This window comes from Veillonella sp. 3913, assembly GCF_003992235.1.
Taxonomy (GTDB): Bacteria; Bacillota; Negativicutes; order Veillonellales; family Veillonellaceae; genus F0422.
The window spans coordinates 348,970-361,899 of record NZ_RQVF01000002.1; the positions used below are offsets into that span (position 1 = coordinate 348,970).

The 12,930-nt window shown below is 39.3% G+C and carries 9 protein-coding genes; 2 read left to right on the top strand and 7 right to left on the bottom strand.

The features are described 5' to 3' along the window. Window positions 1-112 precede the first annotated feature (112 nt). Together EO113_RS04715 and EO113_RS04720 are read right to left on the bottom strand one after the other, a co-directional pair. Entirely contained in the window at window positions 113-922 is an 810-nt protein-coding gene (locus tag EO113_RS04715) for an ABC transporter permease (RefSeq protein WP_009352911.1), read from the bottom strand. After that, window positions 919-1,857, bottom strand: coding sequence for an ABC transporter permease (locus tag EO113_RS04720; RefSeq protein ID WP_127135672.1), 939 nt, complete (start codon window positions 1,855-1,857; stop codon window positions 919-921). The genes EO113_RS04715 and EO113_RS04720 overlap by 4 nt, the downstream gene beginning before the upstream one ends. A gap of 231 nt (window positions 1,858-2,088) precedes the next feature. On the opposite strand from EO113_RS04720, the gene EO113_RS04725 reads away from it, so the two are divergent. Further along, the gene (locus EO113_RS04725; protein ID WP_127135673.1) at window positions 2,089-3,606 is read left to right on the top strand and encodes an ABC transporter substrate-binding protein; all 1,518 of its coding nucleotides are present in this window, start codon (window positions 2,089-2,091) and stop codon (window positions 3,604-3,606) included. Between the two features lie 408 nt (window positions 3,607-4,014). Here the strand turns inward: EO113_RS04725 and purB are convergent, their stop codons facing one another. The 5 genes from purB to EO113_RS04750 all read right to left on the bottom strand — a co-directional run bounded on the left by purB (window position 4,015) and on the right by EO113_RS04750 (window position 11,754). Next, on the bottom strand, window positions 4,015-5,310 hold the full coding sequence (gene purB / locus EO113_RS04730) for an adenylosuccinate lyase (RefSeq protein ID WP_127009602.1): 1,296 nt from the start codon (window positions 5,308-5,310) through the stop codon (window positions 4,015-4,017). 364 nt (window positions 5,311-5,674) lie between these two features. Next, entirely contained in the window at window positions 5,675-7,018 is a 1,344-nt protein-coding gene (locus EO113_RS04735) for an MFS transporter (RefSeq protein ID WP_127135674.1), read from the bottom strand. 813 nt (window positions 7,019-7,831) lie between these two features. Continuing rightward, on the bottom strand, window positions 7,832-8,704 hold the full coding sequence (locus EO113_RS04740) for a 2-oxoacid:ferredoxin oxidoreductase subunit beta (protein WP_009352915.1): 873 nt from the start codon (window positions 8,702-8,704) through the stop codon (window positions 7,832-7,834). Further along, window positions 8,704-10,455, bottom strand: coding sequence for a 2-oxoacid:acceptor oxidoreductase subunit alpha (locus EO113_RS04745; protein WP_009352980.1), 1,752 nt, complete (start codon window positions 10,453-10,455; stop codon window positions 8,704-8,706). Before EO113_RS04745 ends, EO113_RS04740 begins: the two co-directional genes overlap by 1 nt. 603 nt (window positions 10,456-11,058) lie before the next feature. Beyond that, window positions 11,059-11,754, bottom strand: a complete 696-nt coding sequence (locus tag EO113_RS04750; RefSeq protein ID WP_127135675.1) for a GntR family transcriptional regulator — start codon at window positions 11,752-11,754, stop codon at window positions 11,059-11,061. Between the two features lie 192 nt (window positions 11,755-11,946). On the opposite strand from EO113_RS04750, the gene EO113_RS04755 reads away from it, so the two are divergent. After that, window positions 11,947-12,891 carry a diacylglycerol kinase family protein gene (locus EO113_RS04755; protein WP_126940931.1) on the top strand — a complete coding sequence of 315 codons (945 nt, stop codon included), beginning with the start codon at window positions 11,947-11,949 and terminating at the stop codon, window positions 12,889-12,891. Window positions 12,892-12,930 lie beyond the last annotated feature (39 nt).

A 12,930-nucleotide genomic window follows, 5' to 3' on the forward strand; every position in this document is an offset into this window, starting at 1 on the left:
TACTCCATCGTAAGAGACGGATAAATTGTCTACGCTTACTAAATCTGTATTAGTCAATGGTACTATCCTTTGTCATTACATAAGAATCAAATTGGGGCTAATATTTCGCCCTTTACACATGCCTACCATCTTGTAAGGCATCACTAATGTAATTTAATAACACAACAGTGATAAAAATTGCTAACCCTGGATAGATCAACAGCCAAGGCGCTGTTTGCAAGAAATCTCGAGCATTCAGCAAGATAGCACCCCATTCTGGTGTAGGCGGTTGTACGCCAATGCCGATCAAGGAAAAGCTTGCCACCGTAATAATCGTGTCCCCCATATGTTGAATGATGACCAATAATAGAGTCCCTCGAAGATTGGGAATCATGTAGCGACGGATAATGCGCCACAAGGAAGCCCCAGACATACGTGCTACAACCACATATTGTGCTTGTTTTTCCAAATTCACCAAGTTCCGCGTAATCTTTGCGTATTCTGCCCAACGAGTTAGGCACAGTGAAATAATAATATTTTCCACAGACGGCCCCAATATACCGATGCAGGCAATGGCCACGATCATGCTAGGAAACCCTAGTAACATATCGATACAACGTGATCCCAATTCATCAATATACCAAGGACTCATACTTAGCAAACCACCGATACAAATGCCAATGATACTGCTAATGGCAATGATGGATATGGCTATGAACAACGAATCTTGTCCGCCCCATAATATCCGTGAAAGTACATCACGCCCCAATTGGTCCGTGCCTAGTAAATGCGTTGCACTTATATCTTGTAATCTAGCCCCTAAATTTGTTTCATTAGGGTCAAAGGGAGCTAACTGAGAACCAAATAGAAAGAGTCCCATCCAAAGTATAGTCAGTAAAATGGCCCCTAAGAGTAGCTTATCTTGTTTCCATAAACGAATCATGGGCGCCCTCCATATCTTCTTTCAGGATGAAGTAAGTACATCCATATATCCACTGATGTATTGACCACCACATAGACTAGAGAAATCCATACGATATAACTTTGAATCACAATATAATCACGACTAATAATACCATGCACCATGAGTTGGCCCATCCCTTTGACAGAAAATACCGTTTCAATCACTGCAGAACCGCCCAACATAGCGCCGGTCGTAATCCCTAACATGGATAACAGCACAAGGCGCACTTGAGGAATGATGTAATCACGATAGATATATGCAGTACGTATACCCATCGTTTTTGCTCCTATCACCGGTAACGATGCATACGCCTGCACCACTGCATTGCGAACGCGACGAATGTATAAGCCACAAAACCAAATCGCCAAGGTAATACTCGGCAACACGTAAGCACTTAACCCCTTCGTATTTGTCACAGAGAAAATAGGAATCTTCACAGCTAGCGCATATAATAACAACAATCCTACCCAAAATGCTGGTACTGCCAATGCTAGAAAGGATACTATACGCACCACATAATCGATCCAAGTATCTTTATAATGCGCTGCCAGTCCTCCTAAACCTATCGATAGGATACTGCCTAAACCAATGGAAACCGCCACCAAGGATAGGGTCCTTGGCAAAGCACTTTGCAACAAATCTACAACGGGCACATTCAGGAAGATAGACTGCCCAAAATCTCCATGTAACATTTGCCACAACCAACGACCATATTGTATATACCAAGGATCATTAAGGCCTAACTCTTGTCGAATTTGTTCCACTATAGTGGGGTCTGGCGTCATACCTTGCAGATAAAACCGTGCCGACACTGGATCTACAGAAGACATTTGCATTAAGAGAAACGTTCCCAATGTGACTGCCAATAATACACCTACCATAGATGCCAATTTATATAATAATATTCGTACCATATCAATCCACCTTTCCTTTATATATTTTCTCTTAAAGTATATAGGATAGGGCCTTTCTTTGTAAATATCAAAATTTAATTTATCCGTGATATTATGATTAAATATATAATTACAAAGGCATTTAGCAACTTATACACTTCCAATATATATCCGCTTTTATGAGAATCATTGTCTTTTATAGAAAAATACAGTATAATATAGTTATTATTAAGTTTTTTATAAGGAGGATATATGAAAAAATGGGTTGCACTAGCAATGACGCTGTTTGTTGCTATCGGTTTAATTGCTGGCTGTGGTTCTAATGAATCAAGCAAAACTGGCAAGCATTTGAATCTTGGTTTATATTGGTTTGGTGAAACATTGAACCCTACACATGAATGGGATGCGTGGACATTGACACGAATCGGTGCGGGTGAAACGTTGGCAACGGTAAGTTCAGATATGAAATTCGAACCTCAGTTAGCCGATTCCTGGGAAGTGGTAGATCCTTTAACATGGAAATTCCATATTCGAGAAAATGTAAAATTCCATAATGGTTCTATGATGACACCTACGGCGGTAAAAGCATCTCTTGAACGCACAATCGCCGAAAGCAAGCGTTCCAAAGAAGCTGTAAAGATAGACTCTATTACAGTGGATGGTCAAAATCTAATTATTAAAACAACAGAGCCAAATGTTGATTTACTAGCTAGTTTAACTGAACCTGCTTTTGTCATCGTAGATGTACAAGGTACAACAGATATGGATAATGCGCCAATTTTGACTGGTCCTTACAAAATTGTAAAACATACAAAAAAAGAAGAAATTCAGTTGGCGCAGTTCAAAGAATACTGGGGTGGAACACCTGCTTTAGATTCTTTAACAGTTAAAGATCTAGAAGATAATAATAAACGTGCTATGGCTCTACAGTCTAAAGATGTAGATATGATCCAAAAGGTAGATAGTGCTAATCGAAGTTTATTTGAAAAGAGTGATTATAACATCATTGAGTCCGCAGGGGTTCGCACATATATGCTACAGTTGAATGTCCGAGAGGGCAATGTATTATCAAATCCGACCGTACGAGCAGCTATCGCAAATATGATCGATTATGATGCATTAGCAAAAGTAATCGGTAATGGTGCCGTTACTGGAGGTGCGCCATTCCCTCCAACAGCCAACCTAGGCTCTGACGAGCTAAAAAATAAACAACATAAAGATTTAGCTAAAGCAGATGAATTACTAAAACAAGCTGGTTACACAAAACAAGGTGATACCTACATGAAAGATGGCAAACCATTACACTTAGTGTTAGCTCTTTTTGGTAAAGATAGTAGCGTTTACGAAAAACTTCAAGATGATTTAAAACGAGCTGGTGTTGAAGTCGAATTAAAACGTGTACAAGGTCCTGATGAATTACTAACTTTAGCTCCTAATGGTTTTGATATGGGAGAAACAAACTGGGTAACAATGTCCACAAATGATCCATATTGGTTCCTTAGCCTAGCTTTCAAAAGTGGTGCCAAATCCAATCGTGGCGACTATTCGAATCCGAAGGTTGATGAGTTAATTAATAAAATGACAACCACATTTAACGAAGAAGAACGCACAGCGATTGTTAAGGATATTCAAAATATGTTGCTTGAAGATAGCGCTGGTTATTTCTTATACTATCCAAGTGCCAATGTAGTAACAACAAAACGAGTAAAAAATGTGAAAGTATTCCCTATTGACTACTATGTGATTACAAAAGACACCACTGTAGAATAAAGGTATACTATGTTCAGTTTCTTGCATATAAGAGCTGTCTAAAATGTAACTATAAGAAAATAAAAAGAAACATAAGTGAGATACATGATATATAACTGATTTCAGGTATAACAAAGTATCCTCACTTATGTTTCTTTTTTTATAGTTTTACGTTTCTCATCAAAAGGACATCATGAATAAAATTTGCTAAGATATTTAGTCAACAGTAATATCCTTCGTCATTAAATAATAATCAATTGGGAATGCTTGTGCATTGTGAACGCGTTTGCTTGTTACCACAGAGGATACTGGGTAGTACAAGAAGTAGAACGTAAAAAAGGACGGCAGCCACCGTCCTTTTTTTTGTTTGATAACATGTTGAAGTCAATGCTTAGTTTTACTATTCTAATTATATACCCGCATCCCTTATTATAATCCAAAGCGAGCCATAATGGTATCTACATGACGTAACAATGGTGTTGGATCAAAGCAGGCATCAATTTCTTCTGCACTTAGGTATTTTGCAATCTCTGGATCAGATTTTAATCCTGTTGCAAAGTCTTTACCTTCTAACCAACGAGCCATGGCGTGACGTTGTACCCAACGATAGGCTTCATCACGAACAGCCCCTTTATCCACCAAATGCGTTAAAATCGTTTGGCTAAATACAAGGCCACCTGTTAAGTTCAAGTTTTTCATCATATTTTCAGGATATACCAATAATTTATCTATCGTACGAGTGGCTAGATGAATCATATAATCTAATGTAATTGTCGCATCTGGCAAAATCACACGTTCTACAGAGCTGTGAGAAATATCGCGCTCATGCCACAAAGCTTGGTCTTCAAAGGCTGCTTGTGCATGCCCCCGCAAGATACGTGCTAGACCACAAATTCTTTCACAAGTAATAGGGTTCCGTTTATGCGGCATCGCAGAGGACCCTTTTTGTTTTGGACTGAAATACTCTTCCGCTTCACGCACTTCTGTACGTTGTAAGTGACGAATTTCCAAAGCGATACGATCCAAGGTACCGCCGATAACCGCAATCATAGACAACAATTCTGCATGACGGTCACGAGATACCACCTGTGTAGCTACTTTCACTGGTTCTAGGCCCAATTTTTCACATACATATTGTTCCACAAATGGATCAATATTAGAGTATGTTCCTACAGCTCCAGACAATTTACCTACCGCTACAGATTGACGAGCCTGTTCTAAACGAGCAATGTCACGATCAATTTCAGACATCCAGTTCACCAGTTTCACACCAAATGTAATCGGTTCCCCATGAATACCATGCGTACGTCCAATCATCGGCGTATACTTGAACTCTACCGCACGGCGAGCTAGGACCTCACGGAAATTACGCAAGCCTTTTAACAACAAGTCGCAAGCTTGTTTCATCATGTATCCCAAGGCCGTATCTTTTACATCTGTGGACGTTAAACCAAGATGAATGTATTTCGCAAACTCAGGTCCTACGTATTCGCCTACAGCAGTGACAAAGGAAATAATGTCATGATTCGTTTCTCGTTCAATCTCACGAATCCGTTCTACTTGAAAGTCCCCTTTTTCACGAATCGCTACGGCCGCTTCTTTTGGGATAATCCCCAATTCTGCCTGCGCTTCCGATGCCAAAATTTCAACTAATAACATCGTATCGAACTCATTGCGTTCGCTCCAAATATGTCCCATCTCTTCACGAGTGTAGCGATTAATCATACTATAACTCCTTTATCTAACCCATTTCCTTATAGAAATATTTTATTATCCATTGTACATCCCCTTAGGGCATTCTATATTACTTTATTATTATACAAAAATCAGGGCCAACTGTCAGCTATTAGTTCGTGATCCCACAAGTATAAAGTGGTTGTCAACTAATAGTTAACAACCACTTAGCAGCAGAAACCACTCTATCAACTCTCTTACTATATCAAACTAGCACATGGCAAGAACAGCCACATCACTTCTAAAAACTACCCTACGTGAAAGTTTTTAGAAACAACATGGCTGTTCTAATCAATCTCTATGCACTACTATTCGTTATCTCATGATGAAAAAACCATAATCAAGTACATTTGCATTATATACTCTTTTTATTCCATCCAGCAGGAATCGCCCCAACCAAGCAAATAATACCAAACACAACTAATGCAATAGTACTGTTATACTCCATCATTTGTAGCGCCGTTCTTCCTTCTATTGTATACGCAAGAATAATCCCTATAAGTGCCATACTCAATGTCTGCCCCAATAGCCGCACTGTGGAAATGGTAGACGATGCAAAACCAATGTACTCTTTCGGTACAGAACTCATAATTAGATTATTATTCGGCGGTGCAAAGCAACTAACTCCAATACCAACAACAGCTAAGCTCACCATAATGATTGTCATGCTTTCAGTGAAAGTGCCATACGCCATAGCTAGTAAACCTACACCGATGAGTACCATGCCCCAACGAGCAAATACTGCGGGATTATATCGATCAGACAAAGCTCCCATCCGTGGTGCTAAGAACACCATAATTCCGGTTTGTATGCACAAAATCAATCCTGTCATACGAGAATCAAATCCCATAATCATTTGTAAAAATAAAGATAATACAAAACCTACACCAAAGGTGGCACTAAAGTTCATCATCGCAGCTATACTGGACATCGTAAATACTATATTAGACAAGAACATTCTAACTGGTATGAGTGGATCTTTACTATTCCACTCCACATAACCTAATAGGCATAATGCTAGTATACCAGCTCCCACAGCATAGGCACTCCACCAAAATCGAACCCATTCCATAATACCAATCATTACTGCACTGATACCCAAGGCGTATAAAAGTAAACTTCTCGTAGAAATACTACTATCTGGTGTATGTACCCATTCCTCATGCAAAGAGCGAAAAGCCATCACATTTGCTACAACACCTAGTAAGGTAGTAAACACAAAAATACTGCGCCAACCATAATAATAATTTAGAAATCCACCTACGGCCGGCCCCAAGGATAACCCCAAATAGACCATACCTCCGATCATACCAAATGCGTAACCACGCCGTTCTAATGGTACCGATAAAGTCAAAATAGACATAGACGTAGTATATACAACCCCTAAGGCAATTCCTTGCAAGGCTCGATACACCGTCAGCATCTCTACTGAGCCAACAAAGCACATAAACCCAGATATCATCGTAAATACAATACTACCTACATAAAATAGCTTGCGCTTTCCATAGATGTCCGCTAGCTTACCAGCAGGAATCACCGCCACTGTACAGCACAGTAAAAAAGATTCCACCACCCATGCCATATCATTCGTAGTAGCCCCAAACTCTTGCATCATATCTGGAAAAGACATCGTGAGAGAACTCGATACAAAGGGATTTAAAAACGCCGCTATCATCATTGTATATAAAACAGATTTCATCTAATTATCACTCCTCATTTCAATATACTCTCATTATAACAATACAATTGAGGTTTTGAAAGCAACTAAACTTATAGACTATACTAATCTAAACCTTCGGCATATATTGTACATATACCTCAAAAAGAAGTTTAATATGTATATGACAGCCTTCTTGACTTGTGCTATACTACAGACATATAGGTTGAGTGTTTCCATCGAAACAAAGAACCCCCACAGCGGCTACTGTGGAGGTTCTACTTTTTTAGATGACAATTCTCTTTATTTATGATATACTATAACCAACAAGTTGATTAAGTTCCATTGGGACAACGAAACCCCACAGTTGCAGCTGTGGGGTTTCTGCTTTTTTTGGAGAGCTACCTCCATATTAGGCTAGTTACCCTTAAATCTCCTGTCTAGCCATTTGCAAAAATAATAACTAACTATTCCTGCCATAACAGAGATTGTAAAGCTGATTAAGAAGTCCATTGGTTCACCCCCTTCCTGTCACCAGTATCGGGGAGGTAACATCTACAGTATAGCAAAAATTCACAAACTATAAAATAAATATGGCAAACATATCACAGACTCTAACAACATCCCCCTCAAGAAAAGCCGTAATGCTTACTGAAAACTTTCACCCAGTTTTCAGAAGCGCTGCGGCTTTTCCCTCCCCCTCGAGTCCCCCCAGTAGAAACAACATATCTCGCCACACAATACGATAATGCAAAAAAAGCCGTATAACTTCAAGAAAACTTTCGCGTAGGGCAGTTTTCTGAAGTTGTACGGCTTTTCGCCACATTTCATATCCTCAAACGAGATATGTTGTTTCTATTTAAACTCGTTGCAAAGAGATGCAAACATCTCTGCATCTGGTTTCACCACATCATGTACTAATGCACGCGCATGTGGACCACCGTTGGCAGCATATAATGCTTGTTCAAAGGATGGTTTTGTTGTATCTTGATAAATCAAGCCTGTTACAAGACCATTGGTTTCACCTAACATAGCAAATGCTTCTGCACGGTTTGTTGGATCGTAACCTTCTGGCAAGTTTACCAGATTATCTTTGAAGTAATCATAGCCATTTTGTTTATTGTACGTTACGCAAGGGCTGAACACGTTAATGAAAGAGAATCCTTCGTGTTGCATACCTTGTTTAATTAAATCCACCAATTGTGCACGGTTTACCATGTAACTTTGTGCTACGAAAGTAGCACCAGAAGCAATGGCTGTTTCACAGATTGGCAATGGACTTTCAAAAGAACCATGTGGAGACGTTTTTGTCACAAAACCCACGTCAGAACGAGGAGATGTTTGACCTTTGGTTAAACCATATACATGGTTATCCATAACCACATACGTAATATTTACATTACGTTTGAACGCATGGATCGTATGACCCATACCGATAGCAAAGGCATCACCGTCACCACCACAAACCACAACGTTCATATCTTCATTTGCTAATTTCACACCTTGTGCATAAGGAAGTGCACGACCATGTGTAGTATGCGCACCATAGGCATAGAAGTAACCACCGATACGGCTAGAACAACCGATACCAGAGATAACAGCCAATTTTTCAGGCGCAATATCAAGAGCAGCTACTGCATCAGCGATGGCTGCTTGTACCCCATAATGACCACAACCTGGACACCAGTTAGGGCGGATATCATTTCTATATTCATTTGCTGTAGCCATTATAAAACCTCCTTAATTGCCGCTTTTACATAAGATGTTGTAAATGGATTACCATCATATTTTAAGCAACTAGAAAGTTTTTCTTTATTCGGCATGTTGATGCGGAATAAGTTAGTCAATTGACCTGTAGCATTTTGTTCGCAGATCACAACTTTTTTAGCACTGTTATAGAATGGTAGCAATTGTTCTTTCGGGAATGGTTTAATCAAGCGAAGTTGTAAATGGTTCACTTTATGGCCTTCTGCCTCTAATTCCACCACAGCTTCTTCAATAGCACCACGGCTAGAGTTAATACCGATGACAAGAACATCTGCTTCCTCATGTTTTGCATTGTTTAAGAATGGTTCATATACATCTGCTACTGTAGATAATTTACGGAAACGTTTATCTGTTTGTGCCACGTGCATAGAAGGTGCTTCTGCTGGTTTACCTTCTTCGTTATGCTCTAGACCAGTAGACAAGAATAGACCATTTTTCATACCTGGGATAGTACGAGGGGAAATACCACTTTCAGTAATTTCAAAACGTTTGAAATATTTAGGATTTTCCAATGCTGGCAACTCTTCTTCTTTCATCAAATTACCACGTTCAATACCAACACGGTTCAAATCGAATGTTGGTACAGATTGTTTATTCAAGCCTTGTTGTAAATCAGGCATGAAAATAACTGGACATTGGTATTGTTCTGCCAAGTTGAAGGCATGTTGAATTTCGTAGAAACATTCTTCAATGCTTGTAGGTGCGATAACGATATTGGAATAATCGCCATGCGCATTGTAGCAAGCTGCATCGATATCGGATGTTTCTACTTTTGTAGCCATGCCTGTAGATGGGCCAGAACGTTGTACATCGATGATAAGCATTGGCAATTCAGCCATAGATGCCATGGATAAAGACTCCGCCATCAAGCTCAAGCCAGGGCCAGATGTACATGTAAAGCCACGAACACCAGCGTATACACCACCCATAGCCATCATACATGCCGCAATCTCATCTTCTGTTTGTACCACAGTAGAACCAACTTTATCCATTTTCTTAATCATGTATTCCATTACTTCAGAAGCCGGTGTAATTGGGTAGGACGCCATAAAACGGGATCCCGCTGCAATCGCACCTAATGCTAAGGCTTCATTACCAAGTAAGAACATTTGATCTTTTGGTGTTGGTTTGTCCAATGTATCTACTTCTACATCACCCAATTGTTCTTTTACAAGATCATAACCCAATTGGAATGCTTGTAAGTTTTTGTTAATAATATCTTCGGATTTTTTCGCAAAGCGAGCTTTAATGGCTGTTAAGAATAATTCTGTTTCAAAGCCTAATAAGGCAACAGACATCCCCAATGCTACGATGTTACGCATCAACAAGGAACCTTGTTGTAATGCCGTTTCAGAAATTGGCAAGGCCAAACAAGTCACACCTGTGCCTGTGAAAGCTTCAAAATTAGGATTTACTTTGCTATCGCAAATGATAAAGCCACCTTCACGTACTTCTTTACCGTGCATATCTACAGTTTCTTGGTCAAGCGCTACCAAGAAATCGATATGCTCGCCTACTGTCATAATTTGTTCTAATGCGATACGTAATGCAAATGTTGTATGACCACCTTTGATACGAGATGCAAACAAACGTTGGCTGTACAAGGAATAACCTTCTTTGGCAAGAATAGTAGCTAAAATTTCGCCACAGCTTTCAATACCTTCACCTTGCTGACCGCCCATTTTCCAGATAAAATCTTTACGTTTTTGCAAGAGATTCACCCTCCTTAGGATTGTAATATAGGACCACAGAAAGACTGTTATTTATTAAGTGTTTTCGATACACATCAATCTCTCAAAGTTCATCTTTAATAATAGCATTTTTACCGTTTTTCATCAATCATATTCCCTATATTTATAAACTATTTTTGCGCCACTTAAAGACTATTTATACATCTATTTTCTAAACATATATAATGCTCTCTATATATAGACATTCCCTATAAGCAAAAAATACAAAAACCTCGGCCAAGAGAATACAGCCGAGGTCTTTGTATTTGAGAAAAAAGAGAGAGAACATTTGAAATAGCTTCAAATGTTTTGTTGGGGCAATGGGGGGCGCCCCTTCGGTAAAAGTAGGGTCTTTTACCTGGGAAGGTATAAGATAAACCCTTCCCTATTGTAAGTTAGGTAGATAAAGAGAGAGATCTTTATCTAGCAAAGGTAGTGTGAACCCTTTGCCTGAGTTATTATAGCAAATGATACTTTAAAAGTAAACACATGAACCATAAATTCAAAGCTTTTTTATATATTTTTTACATATAACATTATAAAATATTTATATTATAGCCTATTAATATTCTTTCAATAGGATATTTACTTCTCTTTCTGTTTTGCTAATAACTCTGCATGAGCCTTTTTAAATACAAACGCATTCCGTACATGAGCTCGCATTCGTTTTTCTGCCATCTGTCCATTGCGATCATGGATAGCTTCCATAATTTGTTGATGTTCTAGGTCACAAGAGATTGTTCGAGTTTTATCTGATGTACTGATGTACATATCGCGATTGACCATTTCCCGAAAATCTGCTAGATAATCTGCTACACGATCATTTCCAGAAAATTCTGCAATTAACGTATGAAAGCGACTATTAATAGCTACCCGTTCTTCTGGATCTTCCGTGTGAATCCCTGCATCGCACACTTCTTGTAACTCTACTAGTTGCTCCTCTGTGCATCGTTCTGCACAAAGTCTAGCACCCAAGCCTTCCATTACTTCACGACATTGATACATGGCTACAATCTCTTCTGGAGAATAACCTTTTACCGTCACACCTTTCCATGGCTTGATAACCACCAAATTATCTTTCGCTAATTTACGAAATGCTTCACGTACCGGTGTGGCACTCACATTTAATTGCTCTGCAATACGCACTTCACTTAATTTCATTTTTGGCTTTAAAGAACCCGTTAAAATAGCTTGCTTTAGCGACATATATACTTGCTCACTCAACGGCAGTCGCCCAATTGAGTCAATACTATGCAAACGATACTCTTCCGTCTTATCCATCGAATCCCCCTCCAGGATGTTACTTTTCTATATTTTCACCTAGTCTGGCATACGTAACACATTTCTTTCATTATACGTGAAGTAGGTCCTAAAAATCAATGAAATCTACAGAAACAACCCTTTCCCACAATTAAATTTCCTATGCTATAATAGTAATAACTACTATATTTATGTTTAACATAGGAATCAACCATGAGTCGTTGTCTAATTATTATAAACCCTGTATCAGGCGGAGGTCGGGCTCGCCGATACGTAATGGAACTACAATGGCAACTAAGCGCTCTCTTTGATCGCTTAGAAGTAAAATTTACCCGACAATCCGGCGATGCTACCCGCTTCGCCATCGAAGCCTCCAACGAAGGGTTCGATGCCATCTTTTGCATGGGCGGTGATGGCACCATCAATGAAACTGTCAACGGTATTGTGAAAGCTGGCTGTCGCTCCAAATTCGGTTTCATTCCCCTTGGCACTGTCAACGATATGAGTCGTGCTCTGGGTATTCCCTTACAACCATTAGAAGCTATTCACGGCTTAAAAAATAGTACCATCCGCCATGTCGATGTAGGTCGTTGTAACGATTCGTTTTTTTGCAACAATATCGCCATTGGGGTCATCCCTGAGGTTGTGGCCTCCGTCACTCCAAAAGAAAAACAATTACTGGGCCCCTTAGCCTACTTTGCCAAAGGTGGACAAGCTTTATTTACAACCAAGGATTATAAATTCCGCATCACTACTGAAGAAGGGACCCAAGAATTTATGTCCCCATTAGTCATCGCCTTATTGACCAATGTGGTATCTAGCTTTGAACATTTTATGCCTACTGCTTCCGTAGATGATGGGTATATGCGTATTATTATTTTCAAAGAATACTTCATCATGAACCTATTCTTCATCTTGCCACTCATTCTAAGTGGTTCTATTTATAATTCAAAATATGTAACCATATTAAAAGTCAAACAAGCTCGCATCGAAGTGTGTGACACCATGGATGCGTCCACCAACATGGATGGCGATATCGGACCTGATGCACCAGTAGACTTAGAAGTATTGCCTAAGTTTTTACAGGTCTACGTACCTAATAAGCGTCGCAAAAAAACACAGGGATTATTCTACAATCCATTACAAAAACAAATCTAATCTCAAGAAATAAAACACTTACAATAAAGGAGAGTTGAT

What these genes read in the sequence shown, in the direction of transcription:
- EO113_RS04755 (WP_126940931.1), top strand. Translation starts at nt 11,947, where the DNA reads ATGAGTCGTTGTCTAATTATTATAAACCCTGTATCAGGCGGAGGTCGG.
- EO113_RS04725 (WP_127135673.1), top strand. Translation starts at nt 2,089, where the DNA reads ATGAAAAAATGGGTTGCACTAGCAATGACGCTGTTTGTTGCTATCGGT.
- EO113_RS04740 (WP_009352915.1), bottom strand. Translation starts at nt 8,704, where the DNA reads ATGGCTACAGCAAATGAATATAGAAATGATATCCGCCCTAACTGGTGT.
- EO113_RS04735 (WP_127135674.1), bottom strand. Translation starts at nt 7,018, where the DNA reads ATGAAATCTGTTTTATATACAATGATGATAGCGGCGTTTTTAAATCCC.
- EO113_RS04750 (WP_127135675.1), bottom strand. Translation starts at nt 11,754, where the DNA reads ATGGATAAGACGGAAGAGTATCGTTTGCATAGTATTGACTCAATTGGG.
- EO113_RS04715 (WP_009352911.1), bottom strand. Translation starts at nt 922, where the DNA reads ATGATTCGTTTATGGAAACAAGATAAGCTACTCTTAGGGGCCATTTTA.
- EO113_RS04720 (WP_127135672.1), bottom strand. Translation starts at nt 1,857, where the DNA reads ATGGTACGAATATTATTATATAAATTGGCATCTATGGTAGGTGTATTA.
- purB (WP_127009602.1), bottom strand. Translation starts at nt 5,310, where the DNA reads ATGATTAATCGCTACACTCGTGAAGAGATGGGACATATTTGGAGCGAA.